Annotated in this window: 33 protein-coding genes; all 33 read right to left on the bottom strand. The window is 38.1% G+C overall.

Going from position 1 to position 25230, the window contains the following annotated elements; genetic code table 11:
- Positions 1-150: 150 nt before the first annotated feature.
- Positions 151-3444 (bottom strand): PHP domain-containing protein, encoded by a 3294-nt coding sequence (locus tag VV088_RS01115; protein WP_334598986.1) that lies wholly within the window; start codon positions 3442-3444, stop codon positions 151-153.
- 13 nt (positions 3445-3457) lie between these two features.
- Complete coding sequence (locus VV088_RS01110) at positions 3458-3763, bottom strand: hypothetical protein (RefSeq protein WP_334598985.1); 306 nt, start codon at positions 3761-3763, stop codon at positions 3458-3460.
- A 14-nt stretch (positions 3764-3777) separates the two neighbouring features.
- A complete protein-coding gene (locus VV088_RS01105) occupies positions 3778-3957 on the bottom strand; it encodes a hypothetical protein (RefSeq protein ID WP_160265828.1) in 180 nt (59 codons plus the stop codon).
- 16 nt (positions 3958-3973) lie between these two features.
- Positions 3974-4267, bottom strand: coding sequence for an SLOG family protein (locus VV088_RS01100; protein ID WP_334598984.1), 294 nt, complete (start codon positions 4265-4267; stop codon positions 3974-3976).
- A gap of 50 nt (positions 4268-4317) precedes the next feature.
- A complete protein-coding gene (locus tag VV088_RS01095) occupies positions 4318-4728 on the bottom strand; it encodes a hypothetical protein (protein WP_160265830.1) in 411 nt (136 codons plus the stop codon).
- Between the two features lie 10 nt (positions 4729-4738).
- Positions 4739-5860 carry a PD-(D/E)XK nuclease family protein gene (locus tag VV088_RS01090; RefSeq protein WP_334598983.1) on the bottom strand — a complete coding sequence of 374 codons (1122 nt, stop codon included), beginning with the start codon at positions 5858-5860 and terminating at the stop codon, positions 4739-4741.
- A 35-nt stretch (positions 5861-5895) separates the two neighbouring features.
- Positions 5896-6852 carry a hypothetical protein gene (locus VV088_RS01085; RefSeq protein WP_334598982.1) on the bottom strand — a complete coding sequence of 319 codons (957 nt, stop codon included), beginning with the start codon at positions 6850-6852 and terminating at the stop codon, positions 5896-5898.
- Positions 6853-6952: 100 nt separating this feature from the next.
- Positions 6953-7384 carry a hypothetical protein gene (locus VV088_RS01080; RefSeq protein ID WP_160265833.1) on the bottom strand — a complete coding sequence of 144 codons (432 nt, stop codon included), beginning with the start codon at positions 7382-7384 and terminating at the stop codon, positions 6953-6955.
- Positions 7385-7392: 8 nt separating this feature from the next.
- Positions 7393-8121: a hypothetical protein gene (locus VV088_RS01075; RefSeq protein WP_160265834.1), complete on the bottom strand. Its 729-nt coding sequence runs from the start codon at positions 8119-8121 to the stop codon at positions 7393-7395.
- Between the two features lie 11 nt (positions 8122-8132).
- Positions 8133-8678 (bottom strand): LemA family protein, encoded by a 546-nt coding sequence (locus VV088_RS01070; RefSeq protein WP_160265835.1) that lies wholly within the window; start codon positions 8676-8678, stop codon positions 8133-8135.
- A 27-nt stretch (positions 8679-8705) separates the two neighbouring features.
- A complete protein-coding gene (locus tag VV088_RS01065; RefSeq protein ID WP_160265836.1) occupies positions 8706-8918 on the bottom strand; it encodes a hypothetical protein in 213 nt (70 codons plus the stop codon).
- Positions 8915-9451: a sigma-70 family RNA polymerase sigma factor gene (locus tag VV088_RS01060; protein ID WP_160265837.1), complete on the bottom strand. Its 537-nt coding sequence runs from the start codon at positions 9449-9451 to the stop codon at positions 8915-8917. Before VV088_RS01060 ends, VV088_RS01065 begins: the two co-directional genes overlap by 4 nt.
- An 18-nt stretch (positions 9452-9469) precedes the next feature.
- A complete protein-coding gene (locus tag VV088_RS01055; RefSeq protein ID WP_160265838.1) occupies positions 9470-10948 on the bottom strand; it encodes a DnaB-like helicase C-terminal domain-containing protein in 1479 nt (492 codons plus the stop codon).
- Entirely contained in the window at positions 10926-11183 is a 258-nt protein-coding gene (locus VV088_RS01050; RefSeq protein ID WP_160265839.1) for a DUF7446 family protein, read from the bottom strand. The genes VV088_RS01055 and VV088_RS01050 overlap by 23 nt, the downstream gene beginning before the upstream one ends.
- A 119-nt stretch (positions 11184-11302) precedes the next feature.
- The gene (locus VV088_RS01045; RefSeq protein ID WP_160265840.1) at positions 11303-11809 is read right to left on the bottom strand and encodes a hypothetical protein; all 507 of its coding nucleotides are present in this window, start codon (positions 11807-11809) and stop codon (positions 11303-11305) included.
- A gap of 21 nt (positions 11810-11830) precedes the next feature.
- Positions 11831-12094, bottom strand: a complete 264-nt coding sequence (locus VV088_RS01040) for a hypothetical protein (RefSeq protein ID WP_160265841.1) — start codon at positions 12092-12094, stop codon at positions 11831-11833.
- A gap of 1 nt (position 12095) precedes the next feature.
- Complete coding sequence (locus VV088_RS01035; RefSeq protein ID WP_160265842.1) at positions 12096-13235, bottom strand: AAA family ATPase; 1140 nt, start codon at positions 13233-13235, stop codon at positions 12096-12098.
- A 16-nt stretch (positions 13236-13251) separates the two neighbouring features.
- The gene (locus VV088_RS01030; RefSeq protein WP_160265843.1) at positions 13252-14463 is read right to left on the bottom strand and encodes a hypothetical protein; all 1212 of its coding nucleotides are present in this window, start codon (positions 14461-14463) and stop codon (positions 13252-13254) included.
- A 35-nt stretch (positions 14464-14498) separates the two neighbouring features.
- Entirely contained in the window at positions 14499-15059 is a 561-nt protein-coding gene (locus VV088_RS01025; RefSeq protein WP_160265844.1) for an HD domain-containing protein, read from the bottom strand.
- Complete coding sequence (locus tag VV088_RS01020) at positions 15059-15325, bottom strand: hypothetical protein (protein WP_160265845.1); 267 nt, start codon at positions 15323-15325, stop codon at positions 15059-15061. Before VV088_RS01020 ends, VV088_RS01025 begins: the two co-directional genes overlap by 1 nt.
- Positions 15315-15662 carry a hypothetical protein gene (locus VV088_RS01015; protein ID WP_160265846.1) on the bottom strand — a complete coding sequence of 116 codons (348 nt, stop codon included), beginning with the start codon at positions 15660-15662 and terminating at the stop codon, positions 15315-15317. The genes VV088_RS01020 and VV088_RS01015 overlap by 11 nt, the downstream gene beginning before the upstream one ends.
- A gap of 30 nt (positions 15663-15692) precedes the next feature.
- Positions 15693-16103: a DNA cytosine methyltransferase gene (locus VV088_RS01010; RefSeq protein ID WP_334598981.1), complete on the bottom strand. Its 411-nt coding sequence runs from the start codon at positions 16101-16103 to the stop codon at positions 15693-15695.
- A complete protein-coding gene (locus VV088_RS01005; RefSeq protein ID WP_285829547.1) occupies positions 16066-16566 on the bottom strand; it encodes a DNA cytosine methyltransferase in 501 nt (166 codons plus the stop codon). Before VV088_RS01005 ends, VV088_RS01010 begins: the two co-directional genes overlap by 38 nt.
- A gap of 4 nt (positions 16567-16570) precedes the next feature.
- Positions 16571-16969: a hypothetical protein gene (locus VV088_RS01000; RefSeq protein ID WP_217959283.1), complete on the bottom strand. Its 399-nt coding sequence runs from the start codon at positions 16967-16969 to the stop codon at positions 16571-16573.
- Positions 16970-16987: 18 nt separating this feature from the next.
- Entirely contained in the window at positions 16988-17995 is a 1008-nt protein-coding gene (locus tag VV088_RS00995) for a phosphoadenosine phosphosulfate reductase family protein (RefSeq protein WP_217959284.1), read from the bottom strand.
- A 284-nt stretch (positions 17996-18279) separates the two neighbouring features.
- A complete protein-coding gene (locus VV088_RS00990; RefSeq protein ID WP_334598980.1) occupies positions 18280-18921 on the bottom strand; it encodes a DNA-methyltransferase in 642 nt (213 codons plus the stop codon).
- A 279-nt stretch (positions 18922-19200) separates the two neighbouring features.
- A complete protein-coding gene (locus tag VV088_RS00985; RefSeq protein WP_334600448.1) occupies positions 19201-19932 on the bottom strand; it encodes a DNA adenine methylase in 732 nt (243 codons plus the stop codon).
- Between the two features lie 6 nt (positions 19933-19938).
- Positions 19939-20283: a DNA N-6-adenine-methyltransferase gene (locus VV088_RS00980; RefSeq protein ID WP_334598979.1), complete on the bottom strand. Its 345-nt coding sequence runs from the start codon at positions 20281-20283 to the stop codon at positions 19939-19941.
- On the bottom strand, positions 20262-20450 hold the full coding sequence (locus VV088_RS00975; RefSeq protein ID WP_334598978.1) for a DNA N-6-adenine-methyltransferase: 189 nt from the start codon (positions 20448-20450) through the stop codon (positions 20262-20264). The genes VV088_RS00980 and VV088_RS00975 overlap by 22 nt, the downstream gene beginning before the upstream one ends.
- 27 nt (positions 20451-20477) lie before the next feature.
- The gene (locus VV088_RS00970; protein ID WP_334598977.1) at positions 20478-22670 is read right to left on the bottom strand and encodes an RNA ligase; all 2193 of its coding nucleotides are present in this window, start codon (positions 22668-22670) and stop codon (positions 20478-20480) included.
- A 108-nt stretch (positions 22671-22778) separates the two neighbouring features.
- Positions 22779-23561 (bottom strand): DUF6273 domain-containing protein, encoded by a 783-nt coding sequence (locus VV088_RS00965; RefSeq protein WP_334598976.1) that lies wholly within the window; start codon positions 23559-23561, stop codon positions 22779-22781.
- 16 nt (positions 23562-23577) lie between these two features.
- Entirely contained in the window at positions 23578-23865 is a 288-nt protein-coding gene (locus VV088_RS00960) for a hypothetical protein (RefSeq protein ID WP_334598975.1), read from the bottom strand.
- A 700-nt stretch (positions 23866-24565) separates the two neighbouring features.
- On the bottom strand, positions 24566-25204 hold the full coding sequence (locus tag VV088_RS00955; RefSeq protein WP_334598974.1) for a hypothetical protein: 639 nt from the start codon (positions 25202-25204) through the stop codon (positions 24566-24568).
- Positions 25205-25230 lie beyond the last annotated feature (26 nt).

The raw sequence follows: 25230 nt of genomic DNA, 5'->3' as shown, positions 1-25230 counted from the left end.
TATGTCCAGTACAAAAGTATACGTCATGAACAGCTTTTTGAGCATCTTCACACTCATAGCAATGAATACAATATCCCTTCTCACAACCATCGTACTTTGCGTTGTCTGTGCAATCAGCGCACAGACAACATTCGTTTCCATAAGGACATTTCATGCTGGTTCCCCTCCCTCAGTAGTATTGTCCCTGACGAAAGACCATTTCTTCAAGATACATTCGTGATCTGTCTGGCTCTGCTGCCAGTCACCATTTTCATCCTTAGACCAACGGCCTTCATCTGAACATTCCAGCGTTTTGATAATGTCCCCAACATTGATTGGTGCTTCATCATACTTTTTTCGGCGCACCTTAACAACCTCTGTAGAGCCATCACAAAGTCGATATAGCGTCAGTTTGGGATTCTTATACTTACACTCATACTCTTGTACAAAGGCGTAATCAGGCAACATATCAGGCATTATGGTTTTAACATAGCCAATGTTGTTAAGTTCATACTTTAAGCGTTCATTAAATGAAATTTCAGTATCATCTAAGTCGTTCCAAATTTCATTGAGTGCTGCATCATAATCAAACTTTCTATACTGTTTGTCTGTGGCCTCAGAATATTTCATGATATAAGAGATAAATTCATTCGGAGGATCAGACTTACTAAATTGTGAACGTTCATATAGCTTATCAAGGATTTCAACAAATCTTTTGATTTTACCAATCGAACCAAAATCATCAAAATAGCCAATCTCAATAAGCGTATTGATTTTTGCACTATTTAGACTCTTTTTCTTTTTAAGTTCTTTCCAAAGTTCATAAAAATTCTTAAACTTCTTTTTGCCAAGAGAATATAAGTCATTCGCACACCCTTGGCTCAGTCCCTTAATAGACAGCAGCGAAGGATAGATAGTGTGATTGTCTGGATCAGCAACAAACTTTCTGTTATCAAGGCCAAACCGAAAATCGCCCTCTCGAATACCAAAGGCTTTATTCATCTCTTGTTTGAGTTCTGCAACCTTATCTTTCTTTCCCTTATCTGAATATGTCTGAAGAAGAACTTCATAGAACTCATATGGATAGTGGGCTTTGAGATAGGCATTGTAAAGGCTGTCCAGTGCCATACAATAGGCGTGGGCTGAGTTGAATCCATATCCACAAGAGTCTGAGATGATCTGCCATACCCTTGCACTATCCTCTTCTGCCTTTTCTGCCGACACGCCCTCATCTTGCATAATCTTATCTCGGAAACCATTAATAAACCGTTCCTTCAGAGGCTTAACCTTTTCAGGGTGTTTTTTTGCAATAGCCTTGATAATACCATAGCACTCATCAATAGGGAATCCAGCATAGTTCAGAGTATTCATAGTCTGCTCTTGGTAGAGAATGAAACTCTGCGGTAATTCCTCTGTCTGAAGAATCTTGTCAAATGCAGGAATATCATAGGAAAAGTCCTCACGATTCTCTAATTTAGAATACATAGACTTAAATGCTGGACGAATAGCTGCAATAAACGCTGACAACTCAGAAACGTTCTTGGGCTGATACTTCATAGACTTTCTGGTGGTTGAGGCTTTCTCAACCTGATTTACACCCATCGTATATCCATTGGCGTAAATATTCCATACAGCCTGATCATTTTTGACTAATTCCATAAGCCTATTAACAGTATGTGGTGTAATGCCTATACGCTTATAGATCATATCAACCAGAAGCACAACATCGACCTTGAGAATATCATTCTTCAAGAACTTATAATTTTCAGCAATCGCACCGTCAATTACAGCGGTCATGTACTCTTTCTTTGTGGTATCACTCTTACACTTGATTAAACCTATTTCCTCACGAATACTGCCAGCATACAAAAGGTAAGCACATGGAGCCTTTTTCTTGTCAGTAATAATGCCCTGATACTTTTTGCTTGCGTCAATGTAGGAATGGTATTCTTCATCTACATAATCATAAATGCTAATATCGTCCTTTTCATCATCGTCAGCATATTTCATGGCCTCATCATACTTCTCTATCTGCGTAGAAATAGTATTTGCGAGTTCAAAATCCATGTTCTGTGAACGTGCATATAACTTAAACGCACTCTTTTTCTTGCACGTACCAAAGGCGATCATAGGATAAGCATGATCCTTACCCAAGATTTCTTCCTGCGCCTCCGCTGCAATTTCTGGTGTACCCCAATTCAGGTCAATATCAGGTAACGACTTTGTTTCAAGAATACGACTCTTACTGATAAATCGCTCCGGGTACAATTTAATAGGACTCTGGAAACGATCAACCTTTGAGAATCCAAGGAGAGTATTGGTGAAATAACCAACCGAACTGCCACGGCCTGAGTTTGTCAAAACGCCCCCTTTTTCAATGGCACGTTTCACCATATAATAGTCAATCAGGAAGTAATCAGACATATTTGTATCCTTAATTACCTGAACTTCTGTCTTTACTCCTTCAAAATACTCATCATACTGTTCTTTAGGAACATCCTTGACATATTCCTTGAATAACCGTGTAATCAATTTGCTATATTCTTTATTGCGTTCATCCTGTGTCAGTTTTGGAAGTAATACACCATCAATGATGTGTTCACCGTCATACAAAGTAGGTAACTTAATGTCCTTGGAGAAAATCGGATTATGTGTTCCATCTGGCAAAACATCATAATCATCAAACGTTAATAATAGATCAGTATTGTCCATTGCTTTCTGAATCTGCGCTCTTGTAAATACATCCTGTTTCAGAAAGCGATTCATAGTAGTTTCATCATCGGGGTAATCCATGTACCAACCATCTTCATCTTCATATCTGGTTGGATTTGTTGCAAGCATATAATTACGTTCTGCCTCTTGTTCTGGATAAATGAAATGACTATCCATGCCCACAATCATTTCAATACCATACTTTTCAGACAATGCCAAAATTCGTTTATTGAGATTGATTTGTGCTTCTGTTTTGTGATACTGAATTTCAAGCATAAAGTTGTCTTTGAAATGTTCGTGAAGTTTGACAACAATATCTTCAATGTCATCGTAATGCCAGAAAGCAATACAAGCAGTAGTAACAAATACATCATCTGCTGGGAGACTCAACAACAATTCAGTATCAAGACGAGGACGGAAATAGTATCCATCTTCACTCGCTGTCGATAAAACAGAATTGATTGCTCTACGTCCGTTTTCATTCTTGGCAAGCAGGATAATATGAGAATTTGTACGATCCTTTTCATGCCTATCCTTAACCCAATACGCTTCACAACCGAAGATGAATTTCAAATCATACTTCTTAGAAAGTTCATACGTCTCAAAATAATAGCCTTGAAAACCATGCTCAACGCTCGAAATAACCTTATGACCAAGTTCAACAGCACGTTTTGCGTAATCTTCATTTACGGCAGCAGAGTCCTTAAAGCCCCAAATATTGCTGTATGATGTATGTCTATGATAATTCTGCATCTATTCACCTCTTTCAAATACAGATAATGTCCTTTTCTTCACCAAAATAACAACTTCCATACAGAATATGTTCTAATACATTTTTATCAATGTCTCTGTCACACAAAAGGCGACCACATTTGACTCCACGAACACCGTTAAGTAAAGCATTATGCCAACAAATCTGTGTACCATCTGAAAATAGAACGCATAATTCGTTTTTACTTATTCTTGTTCTATCTACTGTCCCCGGATCACATAACACAAGTAATGTTTTAATAATGGCTTCTGCTTTTTGTCTGTCGTTTGTAATAATAGCCCAGCTTTTTTCAGCAATCATATATCAACACCCAATTATTCTTTTACAATAGTCCAATAATCAGCATAGTCCGAGCAAACTTTTATATCCTCATCAAATCCGTCACACGCACCACCAAGGAACAGGTCACAGTCAAAACAAGTGTTTTTTCTATGCTCAATCGTTGGTTGATTCCATTTCATAGGGCTTTCATTTTTCGTAACTACTTGCATCATAAACCTCCAAATACAACTAAATATAGTTTTTTACTCTTATCTTTAATTTATATCTTTCAGCAGTTTTAATCATATGCTGTGTTCCACGACTCTTGCCATTCCAAAAGGCCACAAGCGCATCTGCGTTTTGAGCCATCTCTTCATTACGAACAAAACCAGCGGATTTACCAAAGCTGCTCCAATCTGCTGGAAAGCAGAATACCTTATATCCTTTCTCATTAGCATACCGCTTCCCCAGTAAATCAGCACCTTTTGCCATGCCACAAACAATACCAATTTCACTTGTAATATTTGAAAGCAAATGATCCATAGTCAGCTTCAGAAATTCATAGTCGCTAAAATCTCTACCTCCAGCTATGATTACTTTGAACATCTTACATAAAGGTCGTAGATTGCAATACCATTTCTTTCAGAGACATGGCATTTCTCATCTTCAAATTCTTGCAAATACTTTAATGACAACTCCATATTTGCAAACTGATATAGATTTTCATTACTAATACAAAGTGGAGAACCAAAAATCCAATCATCAGTTCCGCAATGAAACATACCGCCAACCATTGCATTATGCTTAATTCCATTCCAAGGTTTTTTTGAACAAACAGAGTAATATGTATCTTCATCTTTTACACAAGTCATTACAAAGTAATTTTCTGATACACATTTGACAGTCATAGGATCAGTCCAATTATTAACCAGAATTTCATCACCAACTTTAATGGTATCAAGAATTTTACGTGTAATGTCTTTGTAATGGACAAAACCGTTCATAATAACCTCCTTAAAACAAATCAGCATCCTCATCTGCATCTTTCTTCCGTAATTCCCACTGATCATTGAACCGTTTAAGATGAACACAAGTTTTTCGGAAATTACAAAGGTTATTGCAGAAGAATGTATCTTCAACCTCTTTACCAGTCTTACTAATCTTTGTAAACTGTCTTGGAGGCCACTGACTATCATCATCCTTATCAAGAGATTCAAATAAATCGGCGGTTTTATTAACATATTCCAAAGTTTCCCGCTTGAGTTCATCAGTAATTTCATACTGGCGAACATATGGCTTGATGGTATACTTTGACTTAATTTCCTCTGGCAAAGAATCCAGAGAATTTTCATCCAATGCTTTCTTGAGCATGATTTCAATGTCAATCTCATCATAGCCAAGTTCAGTCAAATCACTTTCAATGTGATGTTTTAATTCGCTCACCAACTTGCCACGATTCAAAACTTTAACAATTTCGGTTTTGGCCTTTGAATTTGCACGTTTCTTACCCATGAATTTGACTTCGCAATACTTCAGCATAATCCACGCCACATCCCGTACTGTATATCCATCTGCCTCTTTTGCAAGAGCATAGAGAACAAGTTGCCGCCCGTGATGCAGCAGATCAGCAGCCTTAAAGTCTGTTGATGTTTTCCAATCGTAGATTGAAATGGTTCCATCATCATTTTCACGAATAAGGTCAATGTAACCCTGAATATACCTATCTTCAGACAAAGGATAAATTATCAGTTGCTCCGTCTGGAACTTACCCTTTGGAGGCTGAAATGTCTGGCAGAAATGCTTCATATCTGCAATCCAGTTGTCGCGAATAGTATCGTTCCCTTTGAAATCTTTTGGAAACTCAATCCCCAGCATATCCAAATCCAAAAGTTCCTGATTTAGAGTATCGGGAAGTTCATCAACCGTTGCTTCTCCATTGATGATTTCCTCCAACTTGTCGTGGATTTTTGTTCCAAGAACACCATAAATACCGTTTGTACCCTTGTCATGCTCAATATATGACTTAAAAGTTTCATACAAACATTCCTCTATAGTATTACATTTGGAAATACTGTACACATTTTTATTTGCCTTAAACAATTCTTGTAACCTTGGGTCTTTATCACGCTTTGCCATTTACATCCTCCCCTGCTGTTTCGTTGTATTTGTTGTTATGAAAGCCAAATAACGTGCTTTTTTATTAGTTCTGTAAATGCAGCTTTCCCCATATCAGATGGGCTTGCTTTGCTTCCTTTTGGCAGAATCTCATTGTTTTTATCAAATACATACCCTACACTGTTCTTGAACACAGCATTGTTAAGAGCCAATTTTTCAGCCTGTAATCGTATTTGTTCTTCCTCAAGTCCCTCATCATAGGCCAGAATAATCTTGTTAGTCATAAGAGCCTTAATATGTTTGGCTTGAATTTCACTTACATCACAGCCGCAAGTAGCTAAACCAATACCGCTCCCCATTGAATGAAGTTGCTGGACAAACTTTTCAGATTCACCAATCACAACTATGTTCTTTTGTTGGATTGTCTCATAGTTATAATGGTATCCGTATAATGTGAGGCTGCGTGAACAAGGAATGATAGGCAACCAACGTTCTTCTTTGGCGCACTTACTGTCATTCAACCTACCCATAATCCCACATAATTTACCATCAAGTGTATATTCTGGAACTGTGATCCGCAAAGTCTCTATGTCAAACCCTACATTAAAATGCTCCTGTGTCTGAAAGTTGATACCGTCTCGAAAGAACATGAGATTATACTTCCCAGCATATTCATCAAGAATAGAAGTATCGTATGTTTGCATCGAGTATTCAGGCTCTTGAATCTCTTTCATTAATCCTTTATAGAATCCACCAAAAGGATATTTGACCTTTCTGCTGAACTGACTTTTTTGTAATCCAAGTTCATCTGCAATAAAGTGTAATGCTTCAGGAAAAGTCATATTCTCATATTTCATTACAAGAGAATACAGATTTCCATGTGCATTGATAGAAAACCCATCAAACTTTAGCGTATCAAGTTTAAGCCTCATTGCTGTTGGATTATGGCCTTCGTCACGACTAAACCTGATTTCATTTTTGTGTTGCCTGTATGTGATCTGCGTAAAACCCATACATTCAAGAAGGGTAATACACGCATCTACATTATTTGTTAAGTAATTCGATAATGATAAGGCATTGACGATAGTATCACCCTCCTTTCAAATTACTTTTTTACTCTAAACAGTAACTATATTGACCAAATTTCAATAAAGATTGCCAACCCTTACCAACATCAACATATACGGCATCATCGTAATCCTTCGGAATGTCACAGACTGTGTATATATGTCCAGAATAAAGACCGATTCTGGCATTGGTAATTAAACACCTTACTTTATCGCCAATCTCACGTTTAGATTTTTTGTAACTATTATTATGTGAAATTCTTGTGTTGTTGATATAATTCAGAATCTTCTTTGCACAATCAGAACACACTTCCATTCTTTCAAGTAATGTATCATTATCATTGATAAAAGATGACTTTTCATTTGGATTCTGAATACTAACAATTTTAGTGTCGCAAGGAGAATCAATGTACATACCGTCTTTCGGTTGATAATCATATAGTTCCTGTCCACATATATCACAAAAATGTTTCAGCATATATCCTCCTAATTCTCAAGCCACCTGTTGTCAATGTAATAAAACCCATACACAAGTCCACTAATCAGTAAAATCCAAAAAACCCAAAATACAATCAACTGCCATTTAACTTCTAAAGAATCAATCGTTTCTTCAATAGAACGATTACAATAAAAGGTTGTATTAGAAATTGTATTATCTGACAAAACTGTGTAAATGGTTCCTTCATACTCCAGATCAGAGCCATAATATACATCTCGCAGATGTGAGGTTTGATAAATTGTCGCAACATTATGTTCCGGGAAGTAGTCGATTGTTCCGTATGGAAATTCTACGCCAAGAAACGAAATGCTATTGACATGGATATAATCTCTATCAATAGTGTCCCACGTCCAGTAATGTTCTGTTGTGGTATAGGTTTGTGTTTTACCATTGACAGTGCGTGTTTTGGTCACTGTTCTTGTGTGCATAGTATATCGCTCAGTTACTTTTGTCATTGTGGCATACTGGCCTTCAACTTCTGGATATGATACTGAACCAACCGCTGCCAAGTTCCCATGAACAAACGCATTACCAATATTTGTTCTCATTCCATACTCAAACAACTCAGAATCATCATTGATTTGTAATGTCGTATTATACTCTTGATATGAGTTCATCAAGCTATCATTAATTTTGTCTGATAACACGATACCCAAAATCAACATTGCTGCAACAATGACAACACTAAATATGGTTTCTCGTTTGGTAATTTTCATTTGAATGTCCTTTAGTCAAATAAATTAGTGGGAGCATCTGAAGAAACATTATAATCAAGGTATTCGTAACTAATAACCTCATATCCCAGCATCCCAAGAATCTGTCGGTTCGGGAATTTCCTTACATATTGATTGTAACTTTTAACCCATTTATTGAAGTTGCTACGGTAATTCGCAATCAAATTTTCAGTAGTCGCCAACTCATTCATCAACTCTCGATAGTTTTCACTACTCTTGAGTTCAGGATATGCCTCTGCAACAGCCTGAATCATCGTCTGAATCTCTTGAACACTTTCATCGGAAGAACTACCACGTGCGTTAATAACATCCATCAAAGTCTGATACTCATGTTCATCATATGCCTGAACACAATCAACCAGATTAGGAATCAGGTCTGCCCTACGCTTCTCCTGCACCTTAATCTCAGATTGAGCGGTGCTTATCTGTTCCTCCAGTGAAATAGCCTTGTTCTGAACCCCTTGGAACGAAAAGATACACAGCATCACAACCGCAATTACAACAGCGGCAATAATTAAGGGAAACTTCCAATTCTTCATTTCTATCACTCCTTGTTGTATTTCTTGTTATTTATTTTTAATTAAATCATGATACAGTTCTGCGATTTCTTTCATTTTCTCAGGAGACATATCGGCAAAGGACATTGCACCTACATAAACATCACAGCCTATATCATTTGGATTTACCCACTGACTATATCTGGTACAACGAATTTTATTATCATTGCGCCTATTACAATCTGAAAAATTGCAATGAGAACATAAACAACCTACACTCATGCTGCGTATTTCCTCAATCTTTCCCGAATTTTGTTCATTAACTGACCAATACGCTGGCGACTAACACCCATTTTTTCTGCAATTTCAGCCTGTGTAAATCCATTAGCCAATAACTTGATGACTTCTTGTTCCTGTGGATGATTAATTTGATTACACAAGAAAGATACATAATCTGTTTCTACAGTGTCTTTTTCAATGTCTACATCAGCAGGAAACAAATCACCGTATTCTACAACACCATTTCCATCATCAGAAATCATTTGAGTATTCATTGATACAAGATTCTGCTCTGGAATAACCATGTATGTTTTATTATGCCGTAATACCGCATTATACTCATTAAGCATGGTAACATATGCAAAAGTTGAAAACTGTCCTTTTGTTTCATCAAATGTCATGGCTGCTTTACACAGCCCAATCGCCAAAACGTCATAATATTCGTCAAGATTGATTTTATACTTATGAGCCATTCCATAAATGAGATTGTGATTTTCTTCTACCATTTTCTGTTGTGTACTTGTTAAATGTTCCATTACTTTTACTCCTTATGATTACTTGTGTTCATTAAATACAGAACAATATCCAATCTCTTTCCAACGATTAAATCTACCATTGAATTGGTAAAGGACTTGAATCTTATCATCATCGTTTCTTGTTTTATCAAGAAATGCAACAATATATTTCTTATCCCGATCCAATGGAATTGTTTTTCGTACATTCGTATACTTGCCGCTGCTGTCTTTCTCCAGTTGATATGGCTTTACATCAAATTTTTCTCCGGGGTATTCATCATCCCATAACGGTCTTGCGTATACCATCTCAGAAAAGACTTCCTTAATTTGCTTGGCATTAGAAAGACAACTGGCATCCAAATACCGTTTATTCAAAGTATGTAAGGCAAGCTGGTAAGTGCAGATCAGAGAAATGTTTTCACGACTTGTAATCTGAAACAGCTTACGACTATGTATAAGAAGTTGCTGCCACATAGCCTCATCAATCTCATCCTCAGATTTCATCGTGTCAAACATGATTGTCTGATAGCCTAATTTGGCAAGTTTCTTAATAATTCGTTTGACTTTGTTCATATCATTGTCAAATAACTTAACAAATTGAATATTTCCGTACTTTTCATGAGAAATCTTTTTGGCCTTGCGCAGATATTCCCACTGTTCATCTGTGAAGTTGCCAATTTTTAATTTCTTTCTGGTTAATCCCCAATAATCAAGTTCTGTTGTCATGATATGGACAAGTAACAGTTGCTTAAAATCTTTTGACCGCTGCTCGTTACTAATTACAGCACACTTCACGCCGCTCTCTGTCATTGGCAGTATCATATTCTCAAATACAAAAGAGGTTTTACCAACGCCGCTATGACCAGCGAACATATACATATCACCAAGAGGTGTACCAAGTGTTAGATAATTCAGGATCGGACAATGCGCTCCATAACTAATTCCTTGAGCAGAACCTTCATCACATTCTTTCAGAAACTTATCGTCAATCTCTAATGTTTCAACATCAATATCATGCGTATTCTTAATGCTCACACTATTCAAAATGTAATCGTAGTAATCATACACTTCTTGATTGGTCATTTTTGCAAACTTTTCAATGTTGTCGATTACGTTAAACCCTTTATCATGCAATGTCATTAAAGTATTCATTTTTGCAATCTTGTCGTAATACGCATCAACGTTTTCGGGATTAACTAATGAACAAAGTTCGCTGACTGTTGCATAACCGCCAAGTTCATCAAAATGCTTTTTTACAGTAGGCTTGTTTTCGAGGAACGTGTAAATTGTAACATTGTCAAAAGACTTGAACCCCTGATTGTACATTTGTCGTCCAAATGAGAAATAAAATATACCATCATCAGTTTTTAGAGTTTGATCATCATTAGTATTAATTCTCTGAAAATCGTCAAATAAATCTGGCTGCTTCCACAAGCAAAACACAAATGTTGCTTCCGCACTCTCTCGCCCTTTAACTAATTCCTGCGGATAATCTTTAAGACTTATTTGTATCACCATCCTTAATTGTCACTCGGAGTTCTACAATGCGCCCATCTTTCAGTGTCCATTCATAGCCGCTGGATGATGCTTTAGTACAATTAAGACCACCAAGTAACTCCTGCACCATATAATCACGAACTGCATTTATGGCTTCATCTGTACACTCGGTTTTGTTTTGCCATAAATCACCCTTCTTGTTTATTGTTCCGGCATATATGCCAAAACAACCCGCACCGACATGATAATCAGCCATCAGTGTCAATCTCCAATTTCTTACAGATTTCATCTAACGTCATGCCAGCGGCGAGTGCCTTATTGATAATCTTTTCTACCGCATCGAAATATTCACGTTCAGTCATGATCAGTTCCTCCTTATAGTTCATCATCATTAAGAAAGCTGCTTATGTCCTTTCCTCTGTGCTTTGTACCAAGACTGGACAAATCACCACATTCGATTTCGGTTTTCTTTGTATTTTCACTCTGCTTTTCTCTACGAACACGATCAGAGTGTACATCAGAGAGTTTACTTTTTACCATTGCAAAGATGTAAGATAACTTTCCATATTCTGTTTCAAACTGTTTATGTTCTATCCAATAGCAAATATCGTCATGACACTTTTGAAAAGTTTCTAAAATGGTTTCATAATCGTAGAAAGAAAGTTCTTTAATTTTTTTGGGAAGGGATGTGGGGAAGGGCTGACCATCCCCATATCCCAAAAACTCATAGCATATATAATCAATCAGAGATTTATAAATTTCCTTTTGCCTTTGCTCTGCGTCATATATCTCTTGACTTTTGTAATAATACTTCCCAATCTTTACAAAGGTATCAGTTGTCCCGGTTTCACCCGTGATATGGCATTTACACGACCTTGCCATAACTGACTGTCCTCCTTTGAATTAGTTGCTACTGTTGCTTACACGTGTCTTGAAGAAACTTCCGATTGTTGCAAGTGTACCGCAAGCCAGAGGGATAATGTCTGGTGTAAATCGTGTCGTGTCAAACATCAGATTCAGACCATTTGCAACTGTAGAGCCAATACACATCTTCAGAATCCAACCGCCAAAATATGCAAGACCAAAATAAAGAACAGGCTCAAAGATACAGAGCAGAACAATGCAAACGATCCATCCAATCAAACTACCATCATTGTATTTTCTCATCTTACTCGTCCTCATTCAGCATGGCGACAATGGCCTCAAGGTTTGCAGTAGGGATTTCATCTGCGTTTTTGAAATTCGGAATGTCATGCTCTGCCATAAAAGCCTTTACCTTTTTCTTAGTTGCAGCATTTGCATCAGAGAACTTATTCTGAATGGTACTAACCAACTCAGCGTTCTTTTCCTCATCAACCTTATTCGCAGCATCATGCTCCAACTTCTCGGCAACTTCGGCTTCCTTCTGCTTACGTGCCTTCTCTAAGTCTTTCTTAGACTGTTCAACAGTCTTATCACCCTTGCTGTGTTCAGCCATAATCGCATCAGTAAGTGCCTTGATGAAAGCATCAGAGTCCAGAGGAATTTCATCAACAATGTCTGCAAAGCGAGACTTAGAATCAACACTGTAGTTATCATCACGGAAAGAAATACGGCGGCTCTCGCTCATGACCTTACCCTTAACTTCCTCCTGCTTAGTAACAACATTCTTCTTACCTGTTTTCTGCTTAACAATCTCACGGTCAATGTAAGCAACACCAAGAAAATGCAACTTGGTCTTGAGAGCATTAAAGTAACGCTGGCTCATGTTAGTAGTCAGAATGGAATAAGACTCACCAGTAATCGGATCATCAACATCCTTCTTCTTGGTATGACCAATGGCGATAAACGATACGCCCACACTCTTGAGTTCCCACAGCTTGTCAAGAACAATCTGAATTGCCTTATCTTCTCCAGCCATAAAACCACCGAACGCTGCCTTGATGGAGGTAATCTTAGGCTTATCAGGATTAGCCCTGTTGTGCATACGGATAACTTCAGGCTCGGCAATGTCAAGCAACTGATCGAATGTATCAAGAACAATGACACGCAAATCCTTATAATCTGTCAGTTTGTTATCAATCACATCATCACAGAACTCCTTAAAAGTAGCCCAATCAGGAATCTTGGCAGATACAATTCCGTTGATTGCATCATGACCATCTTCCTTGCCAATATCGAGGGCAATATATCCCTCATCACCAGCCAGCTTCTCGCATACCTCTTTAATTACAGTAGACTTACCAATACCAGACTCACCAATCAGGCCAATGTTATAAGCCAGCGGATCAATACAAATCTCTCGTTTCTGTCCAAACTTTCTTGCCATATTATCTTACCTCCAATCAAAACAGATCATCGTCTGCTACGCTACCATCGTCAGACTTCTTCTCATCCTCATCGAACGGAGGATCATCGTCATTGGACTCAGTATTCTTAGCCTTCTTAGAGTTTTTCTTAGCCTCTTCCATAGTCTCATCCTGCGGAGGCTGATAAATCTTTTCCTCAAACTCATCACCCTTATCATCGGCAAACCGACAATATCCGTCCTTGAAATCGTCAGAAGAAATAATAACGTCCTTCAGCCTAAATTCATCAACACGATCACCAAAGACATTGCCTTTCGGACGGAAATCATCAACAGTACGAATACCAAGTTCAACCTGTTCACGCTGCCGCTCAGTCAACATGGACTCGTCAAAGTCAACCTCTTCAGCACCACGCAGAAGAACAATCTCCCAAGGGATATGAACATACTCATCACCCTTTACAGTAACGATTTCATCCTGATCGTTCTGAACCTTCATCTTGGCAACGTTAAGATAACTCATCTTGTTAGCCAGCAGCTTCTTATGACGCTCATTCTCAGGATCATACTTTGCGCCGGAGAACACACACTGAATAGGAACAAACTTCCTGCCCTCATCCTTGTTGATGTACTGTTCAATATAGCAATCCAAAGTCATCTTTTTATTTTCTGCATAATCAGAATCATCCAGACTGGACTTGTTATAGAACAAATCGGCGGTAATCAGCAAACGACTTTTACGCTCTTCAGGAGCAGCAAAGACATTCTGAATACGGAACTTGCTGAAATACATCTTCTTCTTGGCGTACCAATCACGGGTAAACTGACCTGTAACCACCACACGCCCATCATACTGAGGAAGATACTCTTGCAGATGCTTGATCATATCATATACAGTGATAAATTCCTGCCGACCACCATATTCCTCGCCAAGATCGACAATGTACTTTCTGTAATTGGCGACCTTCTCAATAATATCCTCATCAAAACGGTCATCCCAATCAACATCAAACTTCTCATTGTCGGCATCCATTGTCTTAATCGTAGACTGAACACTATCGAAAGCCTCAACAAAGGCCATATTAGAGTCCGTCTCCTTAACGCCGAATGTCATAGAAAGCGTCTTGCGCTTCTTCTTTGTCTGCTTATCAACATACTCTCCCTCTTTGCAGAAAGGACGCTTGGTGTCCGACTTCTGCTTGGGAATAACGGGAGTACCAACAAAACTAAATCGTGCCTGATAACTCATTTGCATTTCTCCTTTACTGTTAATATTTTGCTTGTTCAAATAGATTCAAAATCAAATTCCAAATACTTTCGTGATGCAAGATAATCACAAAGATGAACATATTTTTGAAACTTATTCTTTGGCTTTGGCAACTCAACCTTAGAATACTTTGATGTATTCCATTGACCCATATGAGATTCAATGGCATTTACTACAAAGGCTTCCTGCTCATCAGTCAATAACTGGCTCTCAAAATTACATCTCTTTACAAAATTTGCTGCAAGAATTGGATGATCAAATACCGTCCTCTTTCCATTACCATCACCTTGTTTTAAGCCATCGTGCAGAATAAGACTTAGAATAATTAAATCTTGTTCATCGTTAGTAAACGGAAACATTTCAAGGTCGAACAGTTCATGGGCAATAGACACAGCGGCCTTAGTGTGCCGAACAAGGCCACCATCTCCAAGGGCATAAGAGGGATGATATTTACCACTTGACGATGCAGGAACCGTAAAGAAATAAGCGGGAAGATTATTTACACAATATGTAGCAAACTTTGCGATTTTCTCTGAATGAATCCAACCGATTTCTTTCTCAAACGTGTCTCTGCTCATTAGTCCTCCAAAAAGTTCTTAAACTTCTCAATGATCTTAGCATTATGAGAGAACTGCTGCTCCATAGACCCGTCCAAACGCTCAAGTTCGGCCTTGTAAGACTCAATTTCCTGACGAGTAGTATTGATACGATCATTCACGCTTGCCAACCTATCAATCGTTATAGTGATGACAGATACTGCGTTCTCAGAGTCCTTCATTAGACTGTTTAACTGAGCGGCCTTTTCGGTCAAAATAGTGGAATTGTTCTGTGACTTACGCATCATTTTCATTCTCCTTTTCAACGGTATTATTATTTGTTGTTTCTTGTGTTGTGCTTTCTGTGTCTACGCCATTATTACTTTTACTGCTAATTGACAGATTGTGATTACACCACTGACGCAAAAGCATTAACTGTTTCTGCGGATTAAGATTCTTATTCTGTTTCATCTTCTCAAGAACAGAACCACACATGGTTTTCATACCAGCGGACAATCCAAGTACATATGCTTTCTGCATCAATCGCTGAATCATTTCCTCTGTCTCATTCTTTGCTGCCTGTTTCGGATCGGTAATTTCTTCAACAGGATCAACGCCACTTTCCAGTTCTACAATCTTTGCCATACCTTACCTTCTTTCTTGTTGTATTTATTGTTATAAGCCCTTAAAAATATGCTTTATAACCTCTTTTGTCCACCCATTTCCACAAAGAGTGCGGCGAACGTTATCGCTGTATCCCTCAGTGAATCCATCGGGCAGAGTTTGTAGCCGCTCATATTCTACTGGTGAAAGTTTCCGTATGCGACCTCGATCCCAAACTTTTTTCTCCTGATAACCACCATTTACACAAGTCAATGTAGCACATTTGAAATTTGGATTATACACTCTTTTCAACATATCATGTGTATTAACTTGTAATGTAGCGATTACTTTTTTATCTTCACCATGAAAGATATATGGTTTATCATAATAATCTTTCTCTGGCGCATCTGATACCATTATATCTTTCAGGACGGTTGTGTTTAATTTAGGCAGCGAACCAATATGAATATTCGTCCAATACAATCTCTCCCTGTCTTGTGCAGAAAAGAGATTTGAATTTATCAACTGAGGAATTTGCCCCCCCCAAGTTATCGGTAATAATATTCTGATCAGTCTTGCTTTTTGGAACTACATTCTCCAACAGGAACCATTTTGGCTGAATTTCTTTGACGGCTCTTGCATACTCAAAGAAAATGCCAGATTTGCCCTTCAGTCCTGAACATACTTGATTGTTTTCTTGCCGGACTACCGATAAACTCTGGCAGCACGTACCAGCCATCACCAGATCAAAACCTTTAAACTGTGAAAAATCTGCTCCAATAACATCTCCATGATGAATAATTTCAGGAAAATGCCTTTTACTAAGTTCGATAGCTGGTTCAAAAATTTCATAAGTATGGTATTCATCAACTGGTATTCCTAATTCTTTTAAAGCCAGCAATCCAGTTTCAAGACCACCACAAATTGATAAAACTCTTAATCCCATCACATCACCAACATGGAGAATTTACAACGGCGTACATTCTGTTATCACCACGGAAAATAAAATCACGAATTCCATGCTCAATAAAATCTGTGTAACTTCTAATTTCAATACATTCAGTTCCGTCAAGCTGATATACTTTCTTTCCAGCATTAAAAGCATAGATGATTTCATTAAATACTCCATGTCCGATCATTCCTGAAAATGTAGAGAACACAATAGCCTCACAGTCATCGAGTGCTTTATATGCGTAATCAAGAATGACGCTTTCTGGTTGATCTTGCGGGATGGTTGTGCGAGGATTTACAATAACTGCATCTTTAAATTGCCGTTCAATACACTTGATTTCAAAATTTTCTATAGGCGTATCGTACTTCCAAACATGATGAGCATAGTAAATTTTCATTAGCATCTCTCCTTATAATCAAAATAGTCTGCATCCTTGATTTTTGAATTCATTAACTTGTTTATTCCATTGTTCTTGAGTCCATCCAAACTCTTTCATTAAACACTTCTTGCATTTGAATTTCTCAATATCACGACCAAACATCTTCATGTTCATTGCTAAAGTGTTTTTATCTTTTATTTTTAATGGCTGACTTCGCTTGCTAATACAGCCATTTGAACAATATCGGTTGAAATACTTTTTCGCAACTTCTATATCTAACCCGGAATGTTCTGCATATTCCTGAATGACCTCATCTGTTGGCTCTGTACGAAAGACACCACCTGTCCATGCTTTTGTAACATATTCTTTAATTGTGCAATTCATAATCAGCCATTTATTGTTACTGACAAAATCATTACGAAGAATATCTCTCCAACGATTATAAAGATATGGATACCAGAACTTATCAAGAACCCATGTGTATTTTGTATAATACGGACAAGCAATTCCACATCCAACTCTTGTATATCCATATTTGTATTTAGGATTTACTTCAATATCTTCTGCAAGAATATAAAGCCAAATATCTAATTCTGACCACTTGCGAATAGGTAAAACCCCTATCCAATCACGATTACCCCATAATGGATTCTTTATAATATCCTCATAGTTTGATCGCTGATTACTTTCTCCGTTACGAATACCAAACATAAACAAAAGTTTGTCATCTGCGTTGAAATAATCTATTGTTGGCCTTTCCTTGAAATATTGACAACAAAATCTTGTAAATCTATTTGGTATCATTCTGCTATTATGAACATATTGATAAAATCCACCGTATTGAGGATCAGGAAAGATGTGCTGATACCCATTGCGCTTTGCCATTTGATTACTTTCTGCTACATCAAGTGTTGTGACATTAAAGAATGTTTCAAAATTCAATTCAGCTTTTTTAGCAAGATGAGTTACCACCATACTATCTTTACCAGTAGAATTTGTATTGATAATTCTTCGATCTGTATGTAAACCATATTGTTGCAACAAATTTATACTTTCTTGTTCTATCTGGTAAAGCCTATTTCGATTTCTCTGAATTGCTTCTTGCCACGTTTCAAAGTCATCAAAGTTTTTATTCTGCTTATGCTTAGTTAAAGTCAGATGTAAATTATCATCAACCGATACACGGTATAATAAAACTACTTGCCCCCCCCCGTCTGAAGGCTTTTACAATGTTGTTATCAAGCCAAAAAGTGTTTTCATGGAACCAATCTACATCACAATTATGGCTTTTCAAAAATTGTATATATTCCGGGAAAATAGGCTGCATTTCAACACCCTTTCATTTCTTGATCTACTCGTTGACAAGCAACTTCATAATACTTTTCATCAAGTTCATATCCAATAAACTTGCGTCCTGTATGTAATGCTGCCAATGCTGTTGAACCACTTCCCATAAAAGGATCACAAATTATGTCTTTTTCATTGCTATGTATTTTTATCAAATCTTCAATTAGGGTTGTCGGTTTTTGCGTAGGATGAAATCTTTGCTTTGCAGAAACGATTGGATAAACGAAAATTGTATTTTCATATGTTTCTCTTTGCCTATTAAAAGTCCAACCCTTTCCTTTTGTAGCCCAAATTGCAAATTCACAAGTAGTTACATAAAGTCTATCTCTATTCCGTGGCATTGGATTTGTCTTTTGCCATTGAATCATTTCTTTTATTAAACACCCATTTTGTTCGAGCATATCTGCAATTTGTCCCATATTTCTCCAAGCATTAAAAATAATAATGTTTCCACCACTTTTTAAAATACGAATCGCATTAGGTATCCAACCAGTTAAATCAAATCCTTTATCCCATTCTCCAAAATCAATCCCATGTCTACCTTTTAAAGTATGGAAATTATTTTTAACGCTTATATTGTATGGAGGATCAGTCAGAATCAAGTCAACCGATTCATCAGGCATCAATGACATTCCTTTGATACAATCATCATTGAATATTACGTTTGTTCGTAAAGAACCTTTATCAAGTGGTAGTGCTTGCCCCCCCAAGTTTTAGCTACTGTTGCCATTCTGTACCCCCTCAACCAAATGCGGGAACAGGGTGCATGGGAGCAGTACAACAAGCAAGGATACAGGCCAAAGCAACAACCATCACAGCAATGCTTAAAAGTCGAATTTTATGTACTCTTTTTTGTTCCATACGTGTCATGCTATTATCATCTCCAATGTTTGTATTTCTTGTTATTTATCAAAAATATATAGTTGTTCCATAATGTCAATCCGTGACGCATTATCCAGCGTTCGCTTAACTGGTTTCGACCAGATTGACTTCCATCCATCCGGGGATGCCTGTTCTGATACCAGAACGATGTTGTCTCTTGAACATTGTTTAGCCCACGCCCAAAACTCATCATGATTGAATGTCTGCTGATAGCCTGTCGTGTTCTTATACGGAATATCACAGTAGATCACGCCACCTTTGAACTTAGACATATCAAGCTGCTGGTAATCAAACTCATCAAATTCAATCCCTGACAAATTTGGGATTTGTGCCAACAGGTTTCGCTTTGCTTCGTCATAGTAATTTCTAATCGTGCCAATCTTTGTCCTTACTGTACCAGCCCTACCACCGAAAAACTTTCCGTTATATGATGCAAGAAAGCCAACTGCACCGATATACCAATCTGGATATTTACCGTCTTGATCCTGCCACGACTTTCTTACATCACTATATTCTTGCTTTGAAATGTCATCTGGCAATTCATCTATCATGTCCAAATGTTTGAATAACTCAATCAAGTAATGATTAATGTCATAACCAATTTTTCTCTTGCAAGAAATTTTGTCAATTACATTTGCCCCCCCCCCGATAAAAGGCTCTAAGTAAAAATTTGCGTCTGTCTTGTCGATGTATGACTGAATAATAGGAACAATATGTTTGGCAATCCGGGACTTGCTGCCAACATATTTAATTTCACATCACTCCTTTAATTTAATCCAAAACCCAAGGTCTGAAAGACCTTTGATTTCTTTGTCAAAGTTGTCTTGAGTGAAAACAACAACTTCACTTGGGAACGGTGCTGGATCAGCACCATCGTTGAACTTTAACCGCCCTCTAACAAAGCAGATATACTTTGCATGAGCAAACACATATTCGTGTTGTGGCTTTGTATCTGTTCTTGCTGGTATAAGCATGACCGCTGTGATCTTGTTGTTTTCACTCTCTGAACAACATTTCTCAATCCAATCCTCTTGTCCGGGATTATCCTTCGTCCTACGACTGTACGGTGGATTACAGAAAACTACTTGCCCCCCCCCCCCCAATTTTGCGAGAGGCCATCATCCTGCACAGTGTAGAATTTATCGCACTTATGATTGTTTTCGTCTGCACACGGATCAAGAGTGAAACGGAATACTTGATTCAAGCGGTCAAAGAACTTCTGCGGAGTTCCCCAGCTATTATTACCAGTGCTTAATAAAACTCTGTCCATTCTTTAACCTCATTATTGTATTTCTTGTTATTTGCTTTCAATCAACTGTTGCATGAACATATCACGCAACGGAATAATATGATTGGGATGTTCCCGATCTCTAATTTCCTTACAGAAGCCATAGAACTTATTTTCAAGCGGAGTAAGTAGCGATCCCATACGGCGATACTGTCCGCTTCTGAATACTTCCTGTGCAACAGACCGCATATGTTTCCACAAATGATAGTAATAGCACTTGAATTTTACCATGTACCCAGCATTGTCCTCAACAACAAAACCTTCAACTACATTGCCATCATAAAGATATTCCTCATCCATGATTTCAGTATACCAGTTACGGAAACTCTGCCAATCTATAAACTGATATGCACGTGTCTTAACTTCAAATCCGAACTCTTTACCGATCTGAACAAGCTGCTGATAAGGCAATTTCTCATATTCAAGTTGATTTTTTACAATATCCAATAGGAACAAATGTGATTTGTCGTATTTGATAATGTGAGGATCATTTTCCATGTCTACACACTCAAATACCATTGTGACATTCTTCCGTTTCAGATATTCATTCAGGCCAGCAACGTCATTTACATTCTCATAGAACATTGCCTTCAACCATGCTGAAAACTCGCTATCAGGACTGGACTTGCTGGTAATAAAGAAATCATCTGTATCAGGATTATATGACACCATGCCAAGGAATCCATTCTCTTTTACATATGCAGTAACGGGGAACTTCAACTTATGCTGGAGCATACTAAACTTTGTTTCTGCTCTTTCATTAACATTAAAGAATTTTGGGTAAGAACGGGCAACTACAGTTCCATTTGCTGTATTAATAAACAAACCTCTGGCCTTAGTAGTCTGCTCATTCCACTTCTTATCATAAAAAGCCTCACGGGTAAAGTTGAAAGAGGAAATGTCGCCATACTTCTTTTCGTAAATGTATTTGTTCTGACGCATTTTATCCACAACTTCCATAACGTTTTGCTCTGTTTCAGTATATTCAGTTGGTACAACTGCTTCCTCGTTAGTCTGCTCTTTAAACACTGTGTTTCTGATCATTACAGGATGAAAACCGTCTGCATCCAAAACTACAGCCCGAAGATTGCCACCGAACTCAACGCTACCTTCCAGATCAAAACACCGTTTTGACACCGTAATCGGAGAATCCTCAGTGTTACGATGACCAAACACCTGATATGTATTCTCAGGCATAATTTCATCAAATGTTTTTGCAACATCTAAGTATTCACTATACCGTCCAACTCCACGAATCATCTGTTCAGATGCAATCTCTGTCAGATTATCAGGAATTACACTTAAACCAGCATGAGTAACCAAAACAATTTTTTCATTGTATGTATAATACACACACTGATTAAATTTACGATACAACATTCGAGCAATTTTAGAATCCAACCCCCCAGCCTCAAGCTGCTTGCGGGTAACTTTCTCAAACTCTGCTGATTTAGATGTACCACCATGCGCCCAATACCAAAGCCAGCGTTCATGATTTCCTTCCAGCAATATTACATTGGGACGATTCATGTTTTCATACAGGAAGTTGATTACTTCTACATTTTCAATACCACGATCAATATAATCACCGCAGAAAATATACAATTCATCATCTTTGAATCCATCATTCAAATACTCTTTCAAGACGGTATAGCATCCGTGAATATCTCCAATATGATGAATCCTCTTATAATGAGAGAAATCGCTTGGCTTATACCAAATTTTATCCAGTTCGTCAGGCTGAATTACAGTCACACCAGCCGGAATAGATTGTGTCTCAAAACGAGCATACATCTTTTCGATGACTTCATCCGGGACTTGCTTGTAAATCGGCCTCAGTTTATTACGCCGTTTACATTCTTCCATAGGAACACCAGTCATATCAACGCAATACATCCGATACCGATAAGTTTTAGCCATATCTTTATAGCGGTTGATTTCTTGTGTCTTAGAATTTGTTGCATCAATCACTACAAATTCTCCACGCTGCATCCTTGCCTCAAGCATCTGAAATAACAACGACCATACTAACCTTTCATTCGATTGACTAATTGCAAGAGTTCCGTTTGTTTGCATTACCGGGGACTGACACATCATACGAATATTATCTGCTGACAACGCATACGGCTCAAGCCCATGCTCTTTGATATATGTGGACTTACCAACACCAGCCGATCCACGCAACAAGAGCAAAACCCTCATAATTTATCATTCCTTTCCTTTTGTCTCAGTTCTGACGTTTTGTTTTATCCTCTCCTATCTGTCCCGGCTTACGCCTTAGACGAGATAGGAGGGATAAAACGATCAACTTTACGAACAGAAGCCCGGGGCGACCCCACTGGAAATGCCAGAGTCGGCGTAGCTCGGAGAACCGTCAGTGATGACAAGGCAGAAATAGCTCGTGTAGCCAGCAAAGACAGAACGCAGCCATTGCCAGTCCTTCTCATTGTCGCCGTTCAACTTAAACCACGGAAAGTTCTCCTGCATAAACAACGCATACCAATAGCCTTCACCATCATTGGAATAGAATGTACGTCCATACAGTTCCTTTTCAGACTTCAGCCAGACATAATCCTTGGACTTTACAATCTCACCGTTCTTGTTGGCGGTCAACTTCCATACAGGCTTAACAATGGCACGAAGTTCATCAGACATATTATCGTAAAACTCACCATTCAGGAATGTACGTCCGTCACATTCATCCCAGCAAGAGGATTCACTATTACGCTTCATATAAATCTCATCCTTATAAAGCGCAACCATATCCCAACTGATAGGAGCCTTACCGCTGTCATCAGCAAGATCGTCATGGTCAAAGTCCATAATCTGATACTCGGCAACAAATCCATTCTTCATATAGTCCTTCTTAGTTGCACCAAGAGCAAAAAACGTTCTGGCCTTACCAGCACGACCAATCTCATCAATCTTGCTCCAAGAAAGACTATCGAGATTATGCAGCGGGAAATTCAGGGGAAACAGAAAGTCAGAATTACCATTGCCCTCATTAAACTTAACTGTAACCACATCGTTCTCCTTAGTGACATTCAGATTAGGAAACCGATCCAAGACATTCTGATCAATACGAAGTTCCATTTTATATTCTCCTTTTTTAAAATTTAATACAGTCTCGAATAATACCTTTTTTATCAGGGTACTTCTTCCAACAAATAACATTATATTGGCCTGTAACTTCCCCTGTTATATCGTAAAGCCGCTTTTCAATTTCTACAACAAAGTGATTCTCTAAAGGATCATACATGATAATAGAATTTGAAAACCTACTATGCAAAATATAAGCAAACCAATAACAGCAACCTTGCGTAAAAGTTGTAATTGTATCTTTTAGTTTGCCGCCAGATGTAAACCTATTGATAAACGCAATTACTTTCTTGTGCAATCAATCACTCCTTACATCGGACACTCTGTACAAAACTTATCATGGTGTGCTATTACGCCAAAAGAGGGTCAGTCCTTACCAGTTACGGGGTGACGTTCCACTTCCACATTTTCCCGCCAGCACATCACTCCATGTTGCACTTATAACTTAGTACGCAACTTGAGCATTTCGCACTTAGCGGTGCTTCGCTCTACTCTTTAAATGGTGGCTGCTTCTAAGCCAACATTCCACAATAAGTTTTGAACAGAATGTCCGATAGTATCTATCAGACATTCTATTTATTTTATATCAACCTCGCTACATAGCAGCCTTGTGGATCACTAAAGGACAAGCATGACAATTCCTAAAACCATTTACAAGGATTTTGACTACCTTTTAACTTTGTTGCCTAACCTTTCACCTTTGACAAGTCTAAACTTTAAGTATTGAGCCTTCAGCTTTCAACTTTCAGCCTTGAACTTTACAGTCATCTTTTAAGTTCTATTCTGTGGCGAACTGTCATAATGTAGTTCCCACTTGATAGAATTTATAATTTTTATATAATAATCATATTCCAATTTGATTATGTATTAAAAATTACGATAACCGTAATTTCAGAAGGTGGGTAGAGTTTTTATTAATTTACACCTCAGAACTCTTTCCCAAAAACTCAGGCGTGTCATGGTTTATAGTTTTCGCCATGCAGCGAAGGAGATATGCTTTAGTAAGTAATCTCGATGGTGGTCAGAGCATTACTGACGGACAGGGCGGCATCAATCTCGGTCATGAACGCCGTAATCATACTGTCCAGTTCCTCGATCCGCTTCTCAAGTCCAACGGGATCAATCAACTCCATAGAGTTTGACTTAATGTAAGTCCGAACAGAGGCATCAAACTCATCTCCATTAGTCTTGGCATCCTTATTACCCATCAGGCCAGTTACAAACTGCTCTGCCTTCTGCTGGAGGCTATCGTTATTGCGCTCAAGATCGGTCTTTGCTTTGGCAAGTTGCTCTACCATAGTGTCACGCAAACTCTTGAAGAAATCCATACCATGATTCTTCTTGTCAATAGCCTGAACCACAGTGTACTCCTGATCATCAATCTTGACAGTGGTATTGGCATTAGACACATTCACAGCATCTTTAATAGCGTTACGCCGCTTAATAAGGTCAGTTGCCTTATCATAAGCAGACTTGGCATCAGCGGTGAACTCTGCAACGGTCTTGCCACGTACCTTATCCTGATTATTCTTCTTAGTAGTGATAAGGTTGCAAGCACCAATGGCGACAAGAATACGATCATCCAGCACCTTCAGTTCTGCAAGAGCCTTGTGAACAGTCATCTTCTCAGTAGTCATTTTACATACTTCCTTTCTAAACTTTG

This window comes from Lawsonibacter sp. JLR.KK007 (assembly GCF_036941135.1).
GTDB lineage: Bacteria > Bacillota > Clostridia > Oscillospirales > Oscillospiraceae > Lawsonibacter.
This window is presented reverse-complemented; position numbering and strand designations above follow the sequence as displayed.

What these genes read in the sequence shown, in the direction of transcription:
- VV088_RS01115 (WP_334598986.1), bottom strand. Translation starts at nt 3,444, where the DNA reads ATGCAGAATTATCATAGACATACATCATACAGCAATATTTGGGGCTTT.
- VV088_RS01110 (WP_334598985.1), bottom strand. Translation starts at nt 3,763, where the DNA reads ATGATTGCTGAAAAAAGCTGGGCTATTATTACAAACGACAGACAAAAA.
- VV088_RS01105 (WP_160265828.1), bottom strand. Translation starts at nt 3,957, where the DNA reads ATGATGCAAGTAGTTACGAAAAATGAAAGCCCTATGAAATGGAATCAA.
- VV088_RS01100 (WP_334598984.1), bottom strand. Translation starts at nt 4,267, where the DNA reads ATGGATCATTTGCTTTCAAATATTACAAGTGAAATTGGTATTGTTTGT.
- VV088_RS01095 (WP_160265830.1), bottom strand. Translation starts at nt 4,728, where the DNA reads ATGAACGGTTTTGTCCATTACAAAGACATTACACGTAAAATTCTTGAT.
- VV088_RS01090 (WP_334598983.1), bottom strand. Translation starts at nt 5,860, where the DNA reads ATGGCAAAGCGTGATAAAGACCCAAGGTTACAAGAATTGTTTAAGGCA.
- VV088_RS01085 (WP_334598982.1), bottom strand. Translation starts at nt 6,852, where the DNA reads ATGGGTTTTACGCAGATCACATACAGGCAACACAAAAATGAAATCAGG.
- VV088_RS01080 (WP_160265833.1), bottom strand. Translation starts at nt 7,384, where the DNA reads ATGCTGAAACATTTTTGTGATATATGTGGACAGGAACTATATGATTAT.
- VV088_RS01075 (WP_160265834.1), bottom strand. Translation starts at nt 8,121, where the DNA reads ATGAAAATTACCAAACGAGAAACCATATTTAGTGTTGTCATTGTTGCA.
- VV088_RS01070 (WP_160265835.1), bottom strand. Translation starts at nt 8,678, where the DNA reads ATGAAGAATTGGAAGTTTCCCTTAATTATTGCCGCTGTTGTAATTGCG.
- VV088_RS01065 (WP_160265836.1), bottom strand. Translation starts at nt 8,918, where the DNA reads ATGAGTGTAGGTTGTTTATGTTCTCATTGCAATTTTTCAGATTGTAAT.
- VV088_RS01060 (WP_160265837.1), bottom strand. Translation starts at nt 9,451, where the DNA reads ATGGAACATTTAACAAGTACACAACAGAAAATGGTAGAAGAAAATCAC.
- VV088_RS01055 (WP_160265838.1), bottom strand. Translation starts at nt 10,948, where the DNA reads ATGGTGATACAAATAAGTCTTAAAGATTATCCGCAGGAATTAGTTAAA.
- VV088_RS01050 (WP_160265839.1), bottom strand. Translation starts at nt 11,183, where the DNA reads ATGGCTGATTATCATGTCGGTGCGGGTTGTTTTGGCATATATGCCGGA.
- VV088_RS01045 (WP_160265840.1), bottom strand. Translation starts at nt 11,809, where the DNA reads ATGGCAAGGTCGTGTAAATGCCATATCACGGGTGAAACCGGGACAACT.
- VV088_RS01040 (WP_160265841.1), bottom strand. Translation starts at nt 12,094, where the DNA reads ATGAGAAAATACAATGATGGTAGTTTGATTGGATGGATCGTTTGCATT.
- VV088_RS01035 (WP_160265842.1), bottom strand. Translation starts at nt 13,235, where the DNA reads ATGGCAAGAAAGTTTGGACAGAAACGAGAGATTTGTATTGATCCGCTG.
- VV088_RS01030 (WP_160265843.1), bottom strand. Translation starts at nt 14,463, where the DNA reads ATGAGTTATCAGGCACGATTTAGTTTTGTTGGTACTCCCGTTATTCCC.
- VV088_RS01025 (WP_160265844.1), bottom strand. Translation starts at nt 15,059, where the DNA reads ATGAGCAGAGACACGTTTGAGAAAGAAATCGGTTGGATTCATTCAGAG.
- VV088_RS01020 (WP_160265845.1), bottom strand. Translation starts at nt 15,325, where the DNA reads ATGATGCGTAAGTCACAGAACAATTCCACTATTTTGACCGAAAAGGCC.
- VV088_RS01015 (WP_160265846.1), bottom strand. Translation starts at nt 15,662, where the DNA reads ATGGCAAAGATTGTAGAACTGGAAAGTGGCGTTGATCCTGTTGAAGAA.
- VV088_RS01005 (WP_285829547.1), bottom strand. Translation starts at nt 16,566, where the DNA reads ATGGGATTAAGAGTTTTATCAATTTGTGGTGGTCTTGAAACTGGATTG.
- VV088_RS01000 (WP_217959283.1), bottom strand. Translation starts at nt 16,969, where the DNA reads ATGAAAATTTACTATGCTCATCATGTTTGGAAGTACGATACGCCTATA.
- VV088_RS00990 (WP_334598980.1), bottom strand. Translation starts at nt 18,921, where the DNA reads ATGCCTGATGAATCGGTTGACTTGATTCTGACTGATCCTCCATACAAT.
- VV088_RS00975 (WP_334598978.1), bottom strand. Translation starts at nt 20,450, where the DNA reads ATGGACAGAGTTTTATTAAGCACTGGTAATAATAGCTGGGGAACTCCG.
- VV088_RS00970 (WP_334598977.1), bottom strand. Translation starts at nt 22,670, where the DNA reads ATGAGGGTTTTGCTCTTGTTGCGTGGATCGGCTGGTGTTGGTAAGTCC.
- VV088_RS00965 (WP_334598976.1), bottom strand. Translation starts at nt 23,561, where the DNA reads ATGGAACTTCGTATTGATCAGAATGTCTTGGATCGGTTTCCTAATCTG.
- VV088_RS00955 (WP_334598974.1), bottom strand. Translation starts at nt 25,204, where the DNA reads ATGACTACTGAGAAGATGACTGTTCACAAGGCTCTTGCAGAACTGAAG.